Origin of the sequence: Burkholderia sp. AU32262, assembly GCF_020419985.1 — a bacterium.
Taxonomy (GTDB): Bacteria; Pseudomonadota; Gammaproteobacteria; order Burkholderiales; family Burkholderiaceae; genus Burkholderia; species Burkholderia semiarida.
In genome coordinates, this window is sequence record NZ_JAIZRS010000023.1 from 1 (window position 1) to 17,701 (window position 17,701).

Sequence of the window (17,701 nt, forward strand, 5' to 3'; positions counted from 1 at the left end):
GCGCTACATCCACTACTACAACCACGAACGCATCAAGCTCAAGTTGAAAGGGCTGAGTCCCGTGCAATACAGGACTCAGCCCTTGGGCGCCTAGCCTTTAACTGTCCAACTTTGCGGGGTCAGTTCACGAAGGCGCCTTTTCGATGCTGCGAAGCGGGTTGCCCCGCCCGTCACGCTTAGAAGCGGTGACGCAGACCAACCGTTGCTGCGGTTTGGTTGATCGACGAGCTCGGCAGGTTGTCAGCAAAGCTGTTGCCGTTGTAGATCTGTGCGCCGATGCCGTTCTTCGCTGCACGCTGGTACACAGCTTGTGCGTAGACGTCGGTGCGCTTCGACAGCGCGTAGTCAGCTTGCAGACCGAACTGGTTCCAGTGCGTGCTGCCGTTGTTGATCTTCGCGTTCGTGTACGTGTAAGCAGCACCCAGGCCGAGAGCCGGCGTCAGGTTGTACTTCGCGTTGACTTCGTAGTTGTCGGTGCGCAGCGTACCTGCAGCGACTGCATTGTTGTCGAGACGTGCTTGCGTCCATGCAGCGCCGACTTGCGCCGGGCCGAATGCATAGCCAGCAGCAGCACCGTACGTGCGGACGCGGCCTTGGTTAGCGATGCCACCGATTGCCGACGACGTCGCGCCGCTGCCGTTCGTACCGTCACCCAGGTTCGCTTGCGAGTATGCACCCGCCAGCTTCAGGCCCTGGAACTGGTATGCAACGCCTGCGCTGTACGCACGGTTGTTGCCGAAGTTCGTGTTGTTCGAGAACGAGTACGTACCGCCGAATTGCAGGCCAGCGTAGTTCGCGCTCGTGAACTTGATCGTGTTGTTCGATGCGACGTCGCCGGTCGTGCTCAGGCGATCGAGGTTCAGCGGGTGCGCGAAGTGCGTGCCGCCCCACGAGCCCGTTGCCGTCAGCGGCGCCAGGTAGTCTTGCGTTGCGTCGTACTGCTTACCCAGCGTGACCGTGCCGTACTGGCTCGACAGGCCGACAAATGCTTGACGGTTGAACATGCCGCCGTTGTTGCCCAGACGGCCGTCACCGATGCCGAAGCCGCTTTCCAACGTGAAGATTGCCTTCAGGCCGCCACCCAGGTCTTCCGAACCACGCAGGCCGAAACGGCTCTGGTCAATGCCCGAACCCATCGCCCAACGCGACTTGCCGTTCACCGAACGGCCCGCTGCGTCAACGGCCGTTCCGACGTTGCTCGTGTAGGTGATGCCTGCGTCCAGCACGCCGTACAGCGTGACGCTGCTTTGTGCGTGAGCGACGGTAGCGAACGATGCTGCAGCTGCTGCAACGATCAGAGTCTTGTTCATTCGTGGAGCTCCCTTCTAAAAAGAGGCAGGTCTCGCGACCTTGTTCATAAACGGTCTCAACCGCCCGGGAGCGCCATCGGTCCTGCTGGCGGCGCCCGGATAGTTGCCCGTTTGGGAACCGTGAGTTTAGGGGTGTACCCTAGGGGAGCGATCCGCAAATAAAGAAATAACCTTTTCCAGAACTAGAAATAATGAAAGTGGGGAGGCTTCATAAGTATTTGTTTTGACGTTTGTTTTTGACTTCTTGACGCGTGCTTTTTGGAGCCTTTCATCGCACCATTCTTACATGTCAGCGTCTTGACGGTTGCATAGAAACAACAAGCGGATTCGGTTCGGCACTCCAAAATCGGCAATATTTACCCGATTCGATCTCAAATATTGGCCAGCCGGCGCCTCAAACGGCCGCTCCACCCCACAAACCGCAGCGACGCCCATAGCCACGACGAGATCCCGTCAGCCGTCGGAAAGGGAAAGAGTGGCGTTTCGTGACACTCGGTAACAGCCTTGACCGCCCGTGTAACCCTCCGGGTGCACCGGCAGGCTAATGTAAGGCGTCCTCGAATACTGAACAGGAATCGCCATGAATCGACGCTCGCTGCTGCGCGCCATCGGATTGACCGCCGCCTTCGCGGGTACCGGCTGGCTGCGCGCCGCCTCGGCCCAGCCCGCCCCGCCCGCGTACCGTCCATCCGGCCCGAACCGCGTACCGGGCGGCCCACCCCATGCGGATCGCCCGACCTTCGCGCCGCCGGCCGCGCGGCGCGACCGCCGCCCACCGCCGCCACGGCCGCATGGCTATATATGGACGGACGGCTACTGGCGCTGGCAGCGCGGCCGCTATATATGGGTGCCCGGTCGCTGGGTCGCACGGCGCCCCGGGCGCCGCTGGGTGCCCGGCTACTGGCGCCGCCAGGGGCCGGTGTGGGTCTACGTCGACGGTTCGTGGCGGTAAACAGCAGCGCGGCTCCGGCCAATGAAGGTTCCGAGCGGAACGGCGCGCGAGCCGGCGCCGTCCTCGCCACGGAATCATGCGCGATGGCAGCGGGTGCCCGGCAACATATCGCCGGGCTATCCATTTCGACGACATCTCTTGGATCGCCAAGTGATTTCATGGCGATGCAAGTGCATCCGCCACGCTTCACGCGCCCCGCTCGTTCGCAACGTATCACGCTCAACTCACGCCCTCTTCCGACTCGCGCGCACGACGGCGCGACGCGCAGATCGCACGATGGTGTTCGTCGGCCCACCGGATCATTGCGTGCATCGGTGTCAGGAACGAACGCCCGAGGTCGGTCAACGCATATTCGACCCGCGGCGGCACTTCGGCGAACAGCGTGCGGCTGACGAAGCCATCCTGCTCGAGCCGCTTCAGCGTACGCGACAGCATCTGGTTCGACACATCGCCGATCGTACGGCCGAGTTCGTTGAAGCGCATCGTTCCGCCCGACAGCGCCTCGAGCACGAGCAGGCTCCACTGGTCGCCGATGCGGTCCAGCACATCGCGGATCGGGCACGGCTGATCGAGATCGACGGATTCGTCGGCGGACGGCAGCGGCATGACGGAATTCTCTTTCACGGGCGGTACACAGTCACCGCGGCGTGACCTGTTCACACCGCGGTGACTTCTTGTGACGGGTTCGCGGCAACTGTACCATTCGATCGACTTGACAGCCGCCTGCCCGCCGTCCGGATTCGCCAGTTCAACGAAGCATGACGATATCGCGCACTATCGGCAGCGGAATCTCGTGGTCTTGCCGGCGAATCGTTCATGCCGATACGGGATGCATCGCGCGGCCACGGCTCGATCGCTCGCCGGCCAGCGCGTTCAGCGCTGCCCGAGTCGCGCATCCCTCCACGCATCGTCAGACCAGGAAAACGCTACATGTCATCGTTTCGCTCCCCCGTTCACGCCGTTGCCGCAGTCGTTCTGCTGGCCGCATCGACGGCCGCGCTGGCCACCGGCCCTGCCACGCGCGACGTGGCGGCCGAGGAAGCCAACCGCCAGCTCGTGCTGACGTTCTACGACCGCTTCTTCAACCGGCACGAAGCGGTCGAGGCCGCCGCCGTCGTCGCGGACGACTACAAACAGCACAACCCGCACGTGCCGGACGGCAAGAAGCCGTTCGTGTCGTACTTCGTCGGCGCGTTCCAGAAGAATCCGGCGTCACGCGCACGCATCGTCCGCAGCGCGGCCGACGGGGATCTGGTGTACCTGCACGTGCATGCGACCGAGCGCCCGGGCGATCGCGGCGAAGCGGTGGTCGACATCTTCCGCGTGAAGGACGGCAAGATCGTCGAACATTGGGACGTGATCCAGCCGGTGCCGGAAACGTCGGCGAACCGGAACACGATGTTCTGACGCATCGCGCCGGCGCGTCGCGATGCCGGGCGGCTGGGACGCGGCCCGAACCTCGTCCGCCGCGCCGGTGTCGGGCCGTGCGAAGTTGCGCGACGACCACGCACGGGGCCCCATTCGACAGGAGCGGGCCAACGTCGCGCGGCCCACGCCCCCCCCCCCCCCCTACGACAACACGGCCGTTCGCGCGCCCGGCCGCGTACGGCCGTACGCCACCATCATCGCGAAGCTGAGCAGGAAACCCGCGCCGCCGATCCGCAGCAATCCGATTTCGCCGAATACCGGCAGCAGATTCGTCAGCGCGCCCGTCACGACCCACGCGACCGCCATCACCGAGCCCGCGACGCCGAGCGCCCAGCCCTGCCGATCGTCGCTGACGGCGTCGGAAAACGCCGTATACATCGTCGTGTACGCAACCATGTCGAAGCAGCCGACGACCATCGCGAGCGTCCACAGCACCGGTTCATTCGGGAACAGCGCGGACAGGATCTGGCCAAGGCCGGCCACGAGCAGGCCCGTCTTCGCGATATCGATCACGCGCCACACGCGCAGCATCAGCCGCACGACGCACAACAGGCCGAACACGAAGCAGATGCCGATCACGCCGCTGAACAACCCGAGCCGCGCGCTCGTGTAACCGAATTTCGCCTGCAACAGCAGCATGACGGTCTGCAGGTAGAGCCCGTAGCCGACCTGCATCAGGAAGAACACCACCGACAGGAATGCGACGTCGCGCTGCCGCGCGGCTTCCCGGATGATCCGCAGCGGCAACAGCGGATCGATGCGCGTATCGCCGCGCGGCGCCGCGGAATCGCGATACGACGCCCACGTCCAGCACGCGCAGATCAGCGACAACGCGGCGACCAGCGCGAACGGCGTGCCGTAGTCGAACAGCGGCGAGATCGTCCGGTCGGACGTCACGCCGCCGAGCACCGGGCCGACGATCACGCCCGCGCTGAACGCGAGCGACATGATGCTCATGTTGTACGCCTTCGTCTCGGGCGTGCTGAGATCGGTGATGGCCGCCTGCGCGATGCCCTGGCAGCCGGCCATCAAGCCCGTGAGCCCGCGCCCGGCCAGCAGCAGCGCGACGCCGGCATGCGACACACCGGCCGCCATCATCGCGTAGCCAGCCGCGAGGCCGAACACGCACAGCAGCAGGATCCGGCGGCGGCCGTAGCGATCGGACAGCTCGCCCATCAGCGACGAGCCGAAGAACATGCACAGCGGATAGATCCCGTAGCCGAGGCCGAGATAGAAATTGCGCACGTGCACGCCCGCGTCGGCCGGCAGGATGCCCGCGTGCGGATCGCTGAAAATGGCGGACATCATCGGATAAACGAGGCCGAACCCCATCGCGTCGAGCGCGATGGCGAGCAAGCAGGGACCGAGCAGCTTGTAATCGAGCCGGGACATGGCGACCTTCCGGACAGAGTGAATGATCGCGCCAGCGTAAACACCGGGCGACGGCCGCGGTAGGCCGCCGGACGCGATGCTGATCATCGGCTCGCCCGATACCCGCGATACCGCCTGCGCCGATGGGTCGCCGTCCCGCCCGGGCGGCCGCTACATCGGGCGCGCATCGCGTCGGGCCGCCGCACCACACGGCTCTGCCCGTCGCCCGCACGCGACGTGCTGATCCATTTGGACCGCACGAAGCGCACGCCTGGTTGCGATCACGGCCCAGGCAGCGCCGGCGATGCGACGTCAGTGCGCCGCCTCGGCCGTCGGCACCCGGCATGCGCTCAGGCCGCGCTGAACGGCCGGCCGCGCGGCGATCTCGGCAAGCCAGCGCTCGACGTGCGGAAAGCCGGCAAGGTCGAGGTCGAGCTCGGCCGCCGTGCGCAGCCACGGGAACGCGGCAATGTCGGCGATCGAATACCGCGACGACGCGAGATACGCCGATTCCGACAAGCGGCCGTTCACGACGCCGTAGAGACGCAGCGCCTCCTTCCGGTAGCGGTCGATCGCTTCCGCATTGCCCGTCTTCGAGGCGTGCAGGAACCACCACAGCTGACCGAGCATCGGCCCGATCCCGCCGATCTGGACATGCAGCCATTGCTGGACCGCCGTGCGCTCGGCCAGCGTTTCAGGCTGCAGGCAGCCCGTCTTCTCGGCGAGATAGCCGAGAATCGCGCCGGATTCGAATACGGCCAGCCCCGTGTCGTGGTCGACGATGGCCGGGATCTTGCCGTTCGGATTGATCGCGAGATACGCCGCGCTGCGCTGCTCGCCGGCGGACAAGTTCACCTGCACGCGATCGTGGGCGAGCCCGGCCTCTTCCAGGTAGATCGCGATCTTGTGCCCGTTCGGCGTGTCGGCCGTATAGAACGTCAGGGAGTGCGTCGGGGTCATGTCGGTCCTTGTCATCGGTTAGCATTGCAATTGCAATCGTTGCAATTGCAATGCTATGCCGAAACCGGCGATGCCGGCGACATGCCAGTACTCGAAGGAGGGACATGCAGATGGCGCGACCTGGTCCGCCCGTGCGGCGCCCGACACCTGCCGCGCCGCGTCGTCAGCCCGCCTCGAACGGCTGACGACGCGGCGGCTCGTGCCGCATGGCCGGCCGGCGCCCGCGCTCGATGCGCGGCGCGCGGCCGCGCCGTGTACCGGATACCGTTACTTCACTCCGGCTGCCGCGTCGCGCGCGGCAACGGCCGCGCGATCGAGCGCAACGGCCATCGCCGCCCGCTCCTTGTCGGTGAACTGGTCGAGAAAAAGCGCGGCGACCGTCGACTGGTAGACCTTCCACATCTTTTTGCGCAGCGTCCGCCCCTTGGCGGTGATGCTCGCGAACGCGGCGCGGCCGTCGTCCGCCGAACGCGTGCGCGTGACGAGCCCCTCCTGTTCGAGCCGATCGATGAGCCGCGTCAGGTTGTAGCGCTCGATCGCCAGCACATCGGCCAGTTCGTGCATGCGGCGCGTGCCGTCGGGCCCGCTTTCGAGCCCCCACAGTGCGTCGTACCACGCGTATGCGGGCAGGGACGCCGCCGCGAGGCGACGCTCGATCTCGCGAATCATCGTCCGGTGCGCGCGGACGAACGAGAACCACAGATCGGGTTCGGTTGCGCTCATGTCAGGTCGTTCCTCCCTCTTAATTGCATTTGCAATCAAATTTTACCGCGAGAACGATGATCCTTTCATGCGATTGCCATTGCCATTGCCGCCTTGCTCGCCGATCGCCGCGCGTTGCTTCGCGCGGAGCGACGCGACGCCACGATCGCCGCGCACTGTTCGCGCTACTTCTCCGACTGAGCAAGCGGGCCTTGTGCGCCCCGCCCCGTACCCGACGGCCAGCCGCCCGCGAGCGCCTTGTACAGCGCGACCGTCGATGCCGCGCTGCGCATCCGCCCGTCGGCCGCCGCGTCCTGCGCCTGCAGCAGCGTCCGTTGCGCATCGAGCACTTCGTAGTAGTCGATCGCGCCCGCCGAGAAGCGCGCCTGCGCAAGTTGCGCGGCGCGCGCGCTGTCGTCGGCCGCGCGCACGAGATGAGCAGTCTCGTCACGCGTGCGCGCGACGCGCAGCAGTGCATTCTCGGTTTCCTCCAGCGCGCCGAGCACGGTCTGCCGGTACTGCGCAAGCTGGCCGGCGGCCTCCGCGTCGCTCGCGGCGATCCGCGCGCGCACGCGGCCGACGTCGAGGAACGACCAGTCGATGCCGAGCGCGATCAGGTTCGTGTCGCTGCCCGCGCGGAAGAACCCGTAGCTGCTCGTCGCGCTGCCGAGCAGCCCCGACAGCGTGAAGCGCGGAAACAGGTCGGCCGTCGCGACGCCGACGCGCGCGGTCGCCGCATGCAGCCGCGCCTCGGCGGCCGCGACATCGGGGCGGCGGCGCAGCAAGTCGCCCGGCGTGCCCGGATCGATGTCGGCCGCGAGCGCCGGCAGCGGCACCGGTGCGACTGTCTTCGGCGGGTCGAACCGGCCGATCAACGCATCCGGCGTCTGCCCGACCAGCACCGCGAGCCGATGCTCGTCGACGCCGATCGCGGCTTCGTACACGGCGATCCGCGACGTCGTCGATTCGTACTGCGCACGCGCTCGCGCCGCATCGAGTTCGGAGCCGCGTCCCGCGCCGACGCGCGCATTGATCAGCGCAAGCGTCTGCTTCTGGTTGTCGGCGTTCTCGCGCGCGATCCGCAATCGTTCCTGCGAGCCTCGCAGATCGACGTACGTGCTCGCGACCTCTCCCGCGATCGCGACGCGCACCGCGCGCACGTCGGCCGCGCTGGCGGCCGTTTCCGCGCGCTGCGATTCGATCGAGCGCCGCACGCGGCCGAACAGGTCGAGTTCCCACGCGGCATCGACGCCCACGCTCGACGTCGGCGCATCGCGCTGGCTGCGCGGCGCGCCGAACGCCTGGTCCTTGCTCATCAACTGATGGCCGATCCGGCCGCTCGCGGTGATTGTCGGATAGCGGTCGAACGTCGCCTGCGACAGCAGCGCATTCGCCGCGTCGTAGCGCGATACGGCCACCTGCAGATCCTGGTTCGCCGCGAGCGCCGCGTCGATCAACTGCGTCAGCGCCGGATCGCCGAAACCGTGCCAGAACGCGGCATCGGCCGCCGCCGATGCGTCGGGCGGCATATCGGGCCGTGTATCGGACCATGTATCGGCCGGCGCCGCATCGCGCTGCGTCGCCGGATGCGCATCGCGCGCGAACCGCGCGGCCGTGGCCGTATCCGGTCGTTTGAAATCGGGGCCGACCGCGCATGCGGCGAGCGTCACCGACATCGCGAGCGCGGAAAGACGGAAAGCGGCGCTCATCGGTTTTCTCCTTCGAGGGTGCCATGCTGTTCGCTCCAGACGGCCGGCGTGCCGCCCGCGAGCTTGCGGATCGTCACGTAGAACACGGGCGTCAGGAACAGCCCGAACAACGTGACGCCCAGCATCCCGGCGAACACGGTGACGCCGGTGGCCGCCCGCACCTCGCTGCCCGCGCCGCTGCCGATCAGCAGCGGCAACGAGCCCGCGATGAACGCGACCGACGTCATCACGATCGGACGCAACCGCAGCTTGCACGCTTCGAGCGCCGCCTGGACCACACCCTTGCCCTGGATCTCGAGCTCGCGCGCGAATTCGACGATCAGGATCGCGTTCTTGCACGCCAGCCCCATCAGCACGACGAGACCGACCTGCACGAACACGTTGTTGTCGCCGCCGGACAGCCACACGCCGAACAGCGCCGCGCACATGCACACGGGCACGATCAGGATCACCGCGAGCGGCAGCGTCCAGCTCTCGTACAGCGACGCCAGCACCAGGAACACCAGCATCACGGCCAGCGGGAACACGACGATCGCCGCGTTGCTCTGCGTGACCTGCTGGTAGCTGAGGTCGGTCCATTCGAGCGTGATGCCCGGCGGCAGCACGTCCTTCGCGATCTGCTGCAGCTTCGCGATGGCCTGCGACGACGACATCGTCTTCGGGTCGGCATCGCCGATCAGGTCGGCGGCCGGATAGCCGTTGTAGCGCACGACCGGATCGGGGCCGTACGCGGGCCCGACCGTCACCATCGAGCCGATCGGCACCATCTCGCCCTTCGCGTTGCGCGTGCGCAGGTTCGCGATGTCGGCGGCCGTCTGGCGGTGGCCGGCATCCGCCTGCGCCATCACGCGATATACGCGGCCGAACACGTTGAAGTCGTTCACGTACATCGAGCCGAGATACACCTGCAACGTATTGAACAGATCGGTCAGCGCGACGCCCTGCGCCTTCGCCTTCAGCCGGTCGACCTTCACCTCGAGCTGCGGGATGTTCGCCTGGTACGAGCTGACGGGATAGCTCATCCCCGGCGTCTTCGCGACCGCGGCCTGGAACGCGGCGAGCGCCTTCTGCAATTCGCCGTAGCCGAGGCCGCCGCGATCCTCCAGATACAGCGCGTACCCGGAGCCGTTGCCCAGGCCCTGGATTGGCGGCGGCATCAGGGCATACGTGATGCCGCCGCCGATCGCCGCGAAGCGCGCGTTCAGGTCCGCGTTGATCTGCGCGGCGCTGCGATGACGCTGGTCGAACGGCTTGAGGATCACGTACGAGTTCGTGATGTTCGGCGTGTTCACGCCCTGCAGCGCATTCAGCCCGGCGAACGCCGGCACCATCTCGACGCCGTCGGTACCGAGCGCGATCTTCGTCATCTGCTCGGTCACCGCGCTCGTGCGCGCGAGCGAAGCGCCTTCCGGCAGCTTCGCGCCCGCGAACAGGTACAGCTTGTCCTGCACCGGGATGAAACCGCCCGGCACCGCGTCGAACAGCAGCGCGGTCGCCGCGAGCAGCGCCGCATAAACCGCGAACACCATGCCGCGCCGCTTCAGCGTGCGCGCGACGACGCCGTGATAGCGATCGGCGCCGCGCTCGAAGAAGCGGTTGAACGGATGAAACAACCAGCCGAATGCGCGGTCGAGCGCGCGCGTCAGTGCATCCTTCGGCGCGCCGTGCGGACGCAGCAGCTTCGCAGCGAGCGCGGGCGACAGCGTCAGCGAGTTGATCGCGGAGATCACCGTCGAGATCGCGATCGTCACCGCGAACTGCTTGTAGAACTGGCCGGTGACGCCCGACATGAACGCCATCGGCACGAACACCGCGCACAGCACGAGCGCGATCGCGACGATCGGCCCCGACACCTCGCGCATCGCCTGGTGCGCGGCATCGCGCGGGCTCAACCCTTGCGCGATGTTGCGCTCGACGTTCTCGACCACGACGATCGCATCGTCGACGACGATCCCGATCGCGAGCACGAGCCCGAACAGCGTCAGCGTGTTGATCGAATAGCCGAGCAGATAGAGCCACGCGAACGTGCCGACCACCGATACCGGCACCGCGACGAGCGGAATGATCGACGCGCGCCACGTCTGCAGGAACAGGATCACGACGAGCACGACCAGCACCACGGCCTCGATCAGCGTGTGCTGCACCGCGCGGATCGATTCGCGCACGAACACCGTCGGGTCCCACACCGGGCGGTACGCGACGCCGGGCGGGAAGCGCTTCGACAGCTCGTCGAGCTTCGCATACACGGCCTTCGCGACGTCGAGCGCGTTCGCGCCCGGCGACAGGAAGATGCCGACCACGGCCGAATGCTTGTCGTTGAAATACGAGCGCAGCGTGTAGTCGCCCGCGCCGAGCTCGATGCGCGCGACGTCGGACAGCTTCACGACCTGCCCGTCGTCGCCGTTGCGCAGCACGATGTCGCTGAATTCCTGCACCGTGCGCAGGCGTCCGCGCACGTTGATCGACACGAGAAAGTCGTTCTTCTTCGGCGACGGCTCCGCGCCGAGCTGGCCGGCCGACACCTGCACGTTCTGCTCGCGCACGGCCGCGATCACGTCGCTCGCTGTCAGGCCGCGCGATGCGAGCCGGTTCGGGTCGAGCCACAGCCGCATCGCGTAATCACCCGAGCCGTACACGCCAACGTCGCCGATGCCGGTCAGCCGCGACAGCTCGTCCTTCACGTTCAGCGTCAGGTAGTTGCGCAGGTACAGCGAATCGCGGCTGTTGTCCGGCGAATAGAGGCTCACGTACATCAGCGGCGTGGGCGACTGCTTCTGCGTGGTCACGCCGTACTGGCGGACCTCGTCGGGCAGGCGCGACAGCGCCTGGCTCACGCGGTTCTGCACGCGCACGGCGGCCGTGTCGGGATCGACGCCCTGCAGGAACGTGACGACGACCTGCAGGCTGCCGTCCGACCCGGCGACCGACTTCATGTACATGATGCCTTCGACGCCGTTGATCGCCTCTTCCAGCGGTTCGGCGACCGACTCGGCGATTTCCTTCGGGTTCGCGCCCGGGTACGTCGCACGCACGACGACGCTCGGCGGCACGACTTCGGGATATTCGCCGGCCGGCAGCATCGGAATCGAGATCAGGCCGATCGCGAAAATGACGATCGACAGCACGACCGCGAAAATCGGGCGGTCGATGAAGAAGCGGGAGAAATCCATCGTATCGCTCCCGTCATTGCGCGGCAGGCGCGCCGGCATCGGCGCGCGCGGGCAGCGCCTTCGGCTTCACCTGCGCGCCCGGATAGTAGATGCGCTGCACGCCGTCGACCACCACGCGGTCGCCCGCCTGCAACCCCTTCTCGACGATCCGCTCGCCGTCGAGTTCGCGGCCGATCGTCACGTCGCGACGCAACGCCTTGTCGCCGGGGCCGATCACGTACACGTACTTGCGGTCCTGGTCGGTCAGCACGGCCTTGTCGTCGACCAGCAATGCATCCTGGTCGCGGCCGCTCACGAGCTGCACGCGCGCATACAGGCCCGGCGTAAACGTATGGTCCGCATTCGGCAGCCGCACGCGGGCGCGGATCGTGCCGGTTTGCGGATCGAGCCGGTTGTCGAGGAAATCGACGGTGCCCGCATGCGGGAAGCCCGTCTCGTTCGCGAGGCCGACGCGCACCGGATCGGCGCCGATCGCGCGATGCGCCGGATCGGCACGCCGCGCGTTGTAGCGCAGGTAGCTCTGCTCGTCGCAATCGAAATACACGTAGACCGGATCCTGCGACACGACGGTCGTCAGCAGCGTGTCGTCCGCGCGCGCGAGGTTGCCGACGGTCGCGACCGCGCGGCCGACGCGGCCCGCGATCGGCGCGCGCACTTCGGTGAAGCTGAGATTGAGCTTCGCGTCGGCCACGGCCGCGTCGGCTGCCTGCAGGTCGGCGCGCGCCTGCTCGGCGGTGGCGCGCGCGTTGTCGAGTTCCTCCTGCGACGTCGCATGCGCATCGATCAGCGTCTGCACGCGCTTGAGCTGCACGTTCGCGAGGCTCGCGGCCGCACGCGCGCGCTGCTGCTGCGCATTCGCACGGTCGAGCGCGATCCGGTACGGGCGCGGATCGATCTCGAACAGCAGCGCGCCCTGCGCGACCACGTCGCCCTCCTTGTACGCGACACGCTGCAGATAGCCGCTCACGCGCGGCCGCAACTCGACCGCGTCGACCGCTTCGACGCGTCCGTTGAATTCGTCCGCGAGGCGAACGGTACGCGGCGCGACGGTGGCGACGCCGACTTCGGGCAGCGGCTGGGCCGACGACGTGCCTTTGCCGTCGTGACAGCCCGACAACGCCAGCAACAGGGCGCAGGCCACGCCCAAAGGCGACGTCCTGCGTAGGGAAAAGGAGCGCATGATGCCTCGCGACGGGTTAAACTGCCGCGTAGCATAAAAGTTGAAGTTAACTTCAAGTCAAGCTTTCCCGGAGGGCGTCATGGGTATCCCGGAAACCCCGCAATGGCCGCTGATGTCGATCCGCGAAGTGGCCGCGCGCAGCGGCGTGCCGGCGTCGACGCTGCGTTTCTACGAGATGCGCGGGCTGATCAAGTCGCACCGCAACGGCTCGAGCCATCGCCACTATTCGCGTGCGGTGCTGCGGCTGATCGCGTTCATCGTGTTCGCGCAGAAGATCGGCTATTCGCTCGACGAAATCGCCGAGCAGCTCGTCAGCCTGCCCGAGGACACCGCGCCGACCAACAAGGACTGGCAGCGGCTGTCGCGCGGCTGGAAGCAGCGCGTCGCGAGCCGGATCGAGGAATTGCAGCGGCTCTACATCAATCTCGACGAATGCATCGGCTGCGGCTGCCTGTCGCTGAAACGCTGCAAGCTGACCAACCCGGAAGACCGCGCGGGCCGCAACGGGCCCGGCGCGCGACGCTGGCTCGGCGACAAGCCGCCGACGGATTGCGAATGACGCGCCGATCGTGGATGCCGTGCGTCACCCGACGCGCCAGCCGCCGTTCACCGCGATCGTCGCGCCGGTGACGAACGACGCGCGCGGCCCGGCGAGCCAGGCAACCGCATCGGCGACGTCGTCCGGCTGCCCCGCGCGGCCGGCCGGCGTCTGCGCGCGGATCATCGCCGCGACCGCCGGCGCGACCCCGCCGTCCCCGAAGAAACGCGTGCCGGCGATATAGCCGGGCGCGACCGTATTGACCGTCGCGCCGCGCGGCCCGAGTTCGCGTGCCAGTGCGACGGTGAAGCCTTCGACGCCGGCCTTCGCGGCCGCATAGGCGAGGCCGCCCGGCAACAGGCTGCCGGCGCGCGCCGCGATCGAGCCGATATTGACGATTCGCGCGGCGCGATCGGCGAGATGCGGCAGCACGGCCATCGTCGTCAGGAACAGGCTCTTGAGGTTTGCGTCGAGCACGGTATCCCACACGGCCTCGACCTCGCTCGCTTCGGTATTCGCACTGACGCGGGCGGTCCGCCCCGCGTTGTTGACGAGGACGTCGATACGCGGCCATCTTGCGACGATCGCCGCCACCACCGCCTCCGCATCGCGTCGCACGCTCAGATCGCCGGCCTCCCCGACTGCCGCTCCGCTCAGACGCGCGACAGCCGCCTCCAGCCGCGCCGCATCGCGCCCGACGAGCGCGACGCGATACCCGTCCCGCACCAGCCGGCTCGCGATCGCGAAGCCGATCCCGCTCGACCCGCCCGTGACGATGGCCGTGCGCTGCTGTTCATTGCCCGTCATGATCTGCCCTCCCGAGTATCGACGGTTGACGACAAGGACATTCTGGGCAGCGCAGGGTGATAGGTAAAATACGAATTCGATGATCTACTGATACATGGAAGGTATCGCATGATCGATCTGCGTCAGTTCCGGCAATTCATCGCGGTTGCCGAAACGCTCAGCTTCCGGCGCGCGGCCGAGCGACTGCACATGGCTCAGCCGCCGCTCAGCGCGGCGATCCGCAAGCTCGAGGACGAACTGGGCGTCGCACTGCTCGAGCGCGACAACCGCGGCTCGCGGCTCACGCCGGCCGGCGAAGCGTTCCTGCTCGAAGCGCGGCGCGCGCTCGAACAGGCCGAGCGCGCGGTGGCCGTGGCGCGCCGCGCGGGCGCCGGCCTCGGCGGCACGCTGCGGTTGCGCTTCGTCGACAGCACGGTCAACGCGCTGTTGCCACTGATCCTGCGCGCGTTCCAGGAGCGCCATCCGGACGTCGATTTCCAGCTCGAGGAAGGTACGACCGCCGAACAGATGCTTGCGCTGCGTCAGGACCGCACGGACGTCGGCATCGTCGTGCTGCCGGTGGCCGATGCCGGCGACGTGCATGTCGAGCCGCTGCTGCGCGACCGGATGGTGGCCGCGCTGTCCGACGGCCACCGCCTCGCGCGCCGCCGCCGCATCGCGCTGGCCGAGCTGGCGGATGAACCGTGGGTCATGTTTGCCGCGCACCACGGGCCCGGCATGCACGCGCTGATCGTGGCGGCGTGCGCGCAGGCGGGCTTCGCGCCGCGCGTGGTCCAGCAGCCGCGCCAGATGCAGACGACGGCCGGGCTCGTCGCGGGCGGCATCGGCGTCGCGCTGATGCCGCGCCTGTTCGTGCCGATGCAGCCGCGAGGCATTACGTTCTGCGAACTGAAGGGCGCGGGCAGCCCGCTCGCGTACGAGCTGGCGATCGCATACCGCGCGCCGTCGCCGCTCGTCGATGCGCTGCGCGAGAGCGCGCGGAACGCGGTGCGCGAGCTGGAGCTGATCGCGGCGACGTGACCGCGCGCATCGCGCGCGCGGCGCTCAGTCGCCGAGAATGTTCAGCGCAACCGCGAGCACGGCCTGCCTGAATTCGTGCTGCCGCGTGGGCAGCGACGTGAACTCCAGCATCATGTGGCTGTACGACACCGTCGTACCCACGGCGCTCGCGATCATGAAGAACAGCACGTTCGGATCGACCGGACGAATCGCGCCGGCCTCGACCGCGTCCGCCAGCAGCGGAAACATCGCGTCGTGGTACGGGCGCACGAGCCGCTCCCGCAGCCGGTCGAGCCGCGCGCCCTCCTCGGTCGCCGCCGTCGAGAAGAACATGCCGATATCCGGCTCCGCGAATTCGTGATCGACGCACAGCTCGAGCGCGCGCCGCACGCGCTCGCGATGCGGCAGCGGCGACGTGCGCAACGCACGCAGCGCGTCGAACATCGGTTCGGCCAGCTCGACGATCTGCTCGACGACCGCCAGCCACAACGTTTCCTTCGTGCCGAAGTGATGGGCGATCAGCGCCGCGTCGATGCCCAGCTCGCGCGCGACTTCACGCACGCTCGTCGCGTCGTAGCCGCGCTTCGCGAACGTGCGGCGCGCGGCCCGCAATATCACGTCCGGACCGACGGACGCATCCGCCAGCGGCCGTCCGCGCGTCCGCCGCTTCGACGGCGCGCGCTCAGTGACTTCTGCCACGTTTTTCCTGCTCCTTGAACGATTCGAATGCCCATGTCCGGCCCCCGCTTCGACATGCCGGAATCGGGCCGTCCGCCCCGCTCCGTTGACACGCGGAGCCGGGAAGCGCTAGGATCATACCTTATTCATCACGTGATGATTTATCCATGACAACCCCTACACGCATCGTCATCGTCGGCGGCGGGATCGCCGGGCTGCAGCTCGCGACCCGCCTGGGCGAGCGTCTCGGCCGGTCCGGGCGGGCACGGATCACGCTCGTCGATCGCAGCCCGACGCACATCTGGAAGCCGATGCTGCACACGATCGCGGCCGGCACGCGCGACGTCCAGCAGCAACAGGTGATCTTCCTCGCCCATGCGCGCGACCACGGCTATACGTACCAGCCCGGCGAACTGAAGGGGCTCGATCGCGCGCGCCGCCGCGTGCAGCTCGGCGCCATCCGCTCGCGGGACGGCGACGTGGTGATCGGCGCACGCGAACTCGAATACGACGTGCTGATCCTCGCGCTCGGCAGCCAGGCCAACGATTTCGGCGTACCCGGCGTGCGCGAGCACTGCTACTTCATCGACAGCCAGCAGCAAGCCGAGACCTTCAACGAAGCGTTGCGGATGCGCGTGTTCCGCAGCATCGCGCGCGACGAGCCGTTTCGCGTCGCGATCGTCGGCGCGGGCGCGACGGGCGTGGAACTCGCGGCGGAGCTGAGCCGCTTGCTGGAAGTGGCGCAGGCGTACGGCGACGAGACGGTACGCGAGCGGCTGCAGCTCACGCTGCTCGAAAGCGGCCCGCGCATCCTCAACGCGTTTCCGCCGCGGATTTCCGCGTCGGCCCAGCGGCGGCTCGAACAGATCGGCTTTCGCGTGCTGACGTCGACGCGCGTCACGTCGGCCGACGCGAACGGTTTCCACTACGGCGACGGGTCGTTCGCCGAAGCCGACCTGATGGTCTGGGCGGCCGGCGTGAAGGCGCCCGATTTCATGCAGGCGCTGGGCGGGCTCGACACGAACCGCGCGAACCAGATCGTCGTCGGCCCCACGCTGCAGGCGAATGGCGACGACTGCGTGTTCGCGATCGGCGATTGCGGCAGCCTGCTGCCCGACGGCCACGAACGGCCGCTGCCGCCAACCGCGCAGGTCGCGACGCAACAGGCCGAGCACCTCGCGAAGCATCTGCCCGCATGGCTCGACGGCACGCCGATTCCACCGTTCGCATTCCACGATTTCGGCGCGCTGGTGTCGATCAGCGATTACGACGCATTCGGCACGCTCGGGCAGTTCGGGTTCTTCCGCGGCGGCTTCATCCAGGGGCGCTTCGCGCAGTTCAGCCACCTGATGCTCTACCGGCGGCACCAGCAAGCGCTGCACGGTTTTTCCAAGGCGACCCTGCTGTGGATCGCCGAACGGATCAACGGCTGGGTGCAGCCGCGCATCCGCCTGTCGTGATGCCGCGCGTCGCGGCACCGCGTAACGTTTCGAGGAACAGAGACATGAACAACCGTGCAGCGCCCTGGCTCATGACCGTCGCCGCGATCGGCAGCTTCGACATGCCGTCCGTCTCATGGGGTGCGCCGCGGCGGCGCAGCGTCACGCGCGACCGGCTGCCGTCGTGGGACGCGACGAGCAAGCCGACCATCGACGTGCTCGAACGGCCGACCGCCGACACCGTGATGATTTCGTGGTGCGACGCGTGCACCGGACACTACGGCTACCAGAAATGGCGCCTGTTCACGACGCGCAAGCGCGGCGTGTGCGCGCTGTCGGGGCGACCGATCGAGATCGGCGACAGCGTCTATGCGCCGCAACTGCTCGGCTCGACGCCGGGCAACGCCGCCGCGATGGTCCTCGCGGCATGCATCGACGACGCGCTGGCGGCCTGAGCG

The 17,701-nt window shown here is 67.6% G+C and carries 17 protein-coding genes; 7 read left to right on the forward strand and 10 right to left on the reverse strand.

What is annotated here, in order from left to right:
• Positions 1 to 94 (forward strand): IS3 family transposase (locus LGN10_RS24755; RefSeq protein WP_143281221.1); only part of this gene is annotated, 94 nt, incomplete at its 5' end.
• An 82-nt stretch (positions 95 to 176) separates the two neighbouring features.
• Here the strand turns inward: LGN10_RS24755 and LGN10_RS24760 are convergent.
• Positions 177 to 1,310: a porin gene (locus LGN10_RS24760; RefSeq protein WP_226225299.1), complete on the reverse strand. Its 1,134-nt coding sequence runs from the start codon at positions 1,308 to 1,310 to the stop codon at positions 177 to 179.
• Positions 1,311 to 1,890: 580 nt separating this feature from the next.
• Between LGN10_RS24760 and LGN10_RS24765 the strand changes: the two genes are divergently transcribed.
• Positions 1,891 to 2,262 (forward strand): YXWGXW repeat-containing protein, encoded by a 372-nt coding sequence (locus LGN10_RS24765; RefSeq protein ID WP_081059151.1) that lies wholly within the window; start codon positions 1,891 to 1,893, stop codon positions 2,260 to 2,262.
• A gap of 219 nt (positions 2,263 to 2,481) precedes the next feature.
• Here the strand turns inward: LGN10_RS24765 and LGN10_RS24770 are convergent, their stop codons facing one another.
• On the reverse strand, positions 2,482 to 2,868 hold the full coding sequence (locus LGN10_RS24770) for a winged helix-turn-helix transcriptional regulator (RefSeq protein ID WP_060310718.1): 387 nt from the start codon (positions 2,866 to 2,868) through the stop codon (positions 2,482 to 2,484).
• A gap of 324 nt (positions 2,869 to 3,192) precedes the next feature.
• Between LGN10_RS24770 and LGN10_RS24775 the strand changes: the two genes are divergently transcribed.
• Positions 3,193 to 3,669, forward strand: coding sequence for a nuclear transport factor 2 family protein (locus tag LGN10_RS24775; protein WP_226225300.1), 477 nt, complete (start codon positions 3,193 to 3,195; stop codon positions 3,667 to 3,669).
• 162 nt (positions 3,670 to 3,831) lie between these two features.
• On the opposite strand, the gene LGN10_RS24780 is transcribed toward LGN10_RS24775, so the two are convergent.
• From LGN10_RS24780 to LGN10_RS24805, 6 genes are all read right to left on the reverse strand, one after another.
• Positions 3,832 to 5,082: an MFS transporter gene (locus LGN10_RS24780; protein ID WP_226225301.1), complete on the reverse strand. Its 1,251-nt coding sequence runs from the start codon at positions 5,080 to 5,082 to the stop codon at positions 3,832 to 3,834.
• A 291-nt stretch (positions 5,083 to 5,373) separates the two neighbouring features.
• Positions 5,374 to 6,021, reverse strand: a complete 648-nt coding sequence (locus LGN10_RS24785) for a glutathione S-transferase family protein (protein WP_099317625.1) — start codon at positions 6,019 to 6,021, stop codon at positions 5,374 to 5,376.
• A 267-nt stretch (positions 6,022 to 6,288) separates the two neighbouring features.
• Complete coding sequence (locus tag LGN10_RS24790) at positions 6,289 to 6,744, reverse strand: MarR family winged helix-turn-helix transcriptional regulator (RefSeq protein ID WP_226225302.1); 456 nt, start codon at positions 6,742 to 6,744, stop codon at positions 6,289 to 6,291.
• A gap of 164 nt (positions 6,745 to 6,908) precedes the next feature.
• The gene (locus LGN10_RS24795; RefSeq protein WP_226225303.1) at positions 6,909 to 8,432 is read right to left on the reverse strand and encodes an efflux transporter outer membrane subunit; all 1,524 of its coding nucleotides are present in this window, start codon (positions 8,430 to 8,432) and stop codon (positions 6,909 to 6,911) included.
• The gene (locus tag LGN10_RS24800; RefSeq protein ID WP_226225304.1) at positions 8,429 to 11,602 is read right to left on the reverse strand and encodes an efflux RND transporter permease subunit; all 3,174 of its coding nucleotides are present in this window, start codon (positions 11,600 to 11,602) and stop codon (positions 8,429 to 8,431) included. The genes LGN10_RS24795 and LGN10_RS24800 overlap by 4 nt, the downstream gene beginning before the upstream one ends.
• A 13-nt stretch (positions 11,603 to 11,615) precedes the next feature.
• Positions 11,616 to 12,782, reverse strand: coding sequence for an efflux RND transporter periplasmic adaptor subunit (locus LGN10_RS24805; RefSeq protein WP_226225305.1), 1,167 nt, complete (start codon positions 12,780 to 12,782; stop codon positions 11,616 to 11,618).
• A 79-nt stretch (positions 12,783 to 12,861) separates the two neighbouring features.
• On the opposite strand from LGN10_RS24805, the gene soxR reads away from it, so the two are divergent.
• Positions 12,862 to 13,341 (forward strand): redox-sensitive transcriptional activator SoxR, encoded by a 480-nt coding sequence (soxR, locus tag LGN10_RS24810; RefSeq protein WP_059639703.1) that lies wholly within the window; start codon positions 12,862 to 12,864, stop codon positions 13,339 to 13,341.
• Between the two features lie 24 nt (positions 13,342 to 13,365).
• On the opposite strand, the gene LGN10_RS24815 is transcribed toward soxR, so the two are convergent.
• Positions 13,366 to 14,127 carry an SDR family NAD(P)-dependent oxidoreductase gene (locus LGN10_RS24815; protein ID WP_226225307.1) on the reverse strand — a complete coding sequence of 254 codons (762 nt, stop codon included), beginning with the start codon at positions 14,125 to 14,127 and terminating at the stop codon, positions 13,366 to 13,368.
• Positions 14,128 to 14,235: 108 nt separating this feature from the next.
• Between LGN10_RS24815 and LGN10_RS24820 the strand changes: the two genes are divergently transcribed.
• Positions 14,236 to 15,147 carry a LysR family transcriptional regulator gene (locus LGN10_RS24820; protein WP_226225309.1) on the forward strand — a complete coding sequence of 304 codons (912 nt, stop codon included), beginning with the start codon at positions 14,236 to 14,238 and terminating at the stop codon, positions 15,145 to 15,147.
• Positions 15,148 to 15,171: 24 nt separating this feature from the next.
• Here the strand turns inward: LGN10_RS24820 and LGN10_RS24825 are convergent, their stop codons facing one another.
• Positions 15,172 to 15,825, reverse strand: a complete 654-nt coding sequence (locus tag LGN10_RS24825; protein ID WP_060310710.1) for a TetR/AcrR family transcriptional regulator — start codon at positions 15,823 to 15,825, stop codon at positions 15,172 to 15,174.
• Between the two features lie 146 nt (positions 15,826 to 15,971).
• Between LGN10_RS24825 and LGN10_RS24830 the strand changes: the two genes are divergently transcribed.
• Together LGN10_RS24830 and LGN10_RS24835 are read left to right on the forward strand one after the other, a co-directional pair.
• Complete coding sequence (locus LGN10_RS24830) at positions 15,972 to 17,264, forward strand: NAD(P)/FAD-dependent oxidoreductase (protein ID WP_226225311.1); 1,293 nt, start codon at positions 15,972 to 15,974, stop codon at positions 17,262 to 17,264.
• 44 nt (positions 17,265 to 17,308) lie between these two features.
• The gene (locus LGN10_RS24835; RefSeq protein WP_059584841.1) at positions 17,309 to 17,698 is read left to right on the forward strand and encodes a DUF3331 domain-containing protein; all 390 of its coding nucleotides are present in this window, start codon (positions 17,309 to 17,311) and stop codon (positions 17,696 to 17,698) included.
• Positions 17,699 to 17,701: the final 3 nt, after the last annotated feature.

Bases quoted from the DNA above. Each gene is read 5' to 3' on its own strand.
- LGN10_RS24785 (WP_099317625.1), bottom strand. From the start codon at position 6,021: ATGACCCCGACGCACTCCCTGACGTTCTATACGGCCGACACGCCGAAC.
- LGN10_RS24830 (WP_226225311.1), top strand. From the start codon at position 15,972: ATGACAACCCCTACACGCATCGTCATCGTCGGCGGCGGGATCGCCGGG.
- LGN10_RS24790 (WP_226225302.1), bottom strand. From the start codon at position 6,744: ATGAGCGCAACCGAACCCGATCTGTGGTTCTCGTTCGTCCGCGCGCAC.
- LGN10_RS24820 (WP_226225309.1), top strand. From the start codon at position 14,236: ATGATCGATCTGCGTCAGTTCCGGCAATTCATCGCGGTTGCCGAAACG.
- LGN10_RS24835 (WP_059584841.1), top strand. From the start codon at position 17,309: ATGAACAACCGTGCAGCGCCCTGGCTCATGACCGTCGCCGCGATCGGC.
- LGN10_RS24770 (WP_060310718.1), bottom strand. From the start codon at position 2,868: ATGCCGCTGCCGTCCGCCGACGAATCCGTCGATCTCGATCAGCCGTGC.
- LGN10_RS24760 (WP_226225299.1), bottom strand. From the start codon at position 1,310: ATGAACAAGACTCTGATCGTTGCAGCAGCTGCAGCATCGTTCGCTACC.
- LGN10_RS24815 (WP_226225307.1), bottom strand. From the start codon at position 14,127: ATGACGGGCAATGAACAGCAGCGCACGGCCATCGTCACGGGCGGGTCG.
- LGN10_RS24795 (WP_226225303.1), bottom strand. From the start codon at position 8,432: ATGAGCGCCGCTTTCCGTCTTTCCGCGCTCGCGATGTCGGTGACGCTC.
- LGN10_RS24800 (WP_226225304.1), bottom strand. From the start codon at position 11,602: ATGGATTTCTCCCGCTTCTTCATCGACCGCCCGATTTTCGCGGTCGTG.
- LGN10_RS24780 (WP_226225301.1), bottom strand. From the start codon at position 5,082: ATGTCCCGGCTCGATTACAAGCTGCTCGGTCCCTGCTTGCTCGCCATC.
- LGN10_RS24805 (WP_226225305.1), bottom strand. From the start codon at position 12,782: ATGCGCTCCTTTTCCCTACGCAGGACGTCGCCTTTGGGCGTGGCCTGC.
- LGN10_RS24765 (WP_081059151.1), top strand. From the start codon at position 1,891: ATGAATCGACGCTCGCTGCTGCGCGCCATCGGATTGACCGCCGCCTTC.
- LGN10_RS24775 (WP_226225300.1), top strand. From the start codon at position 3,193: ATGTCATCGTTTCGCTCCCCCGTTCACGCCGTTGCCGCAGTCGTTCTG.
- soxR (WP_059639703.1), top strand. From the start codon at position 12,862: ATGGGTATCCCGGAAACCCCGCAATGGCCGCTGATGTCGATCCGCGAA.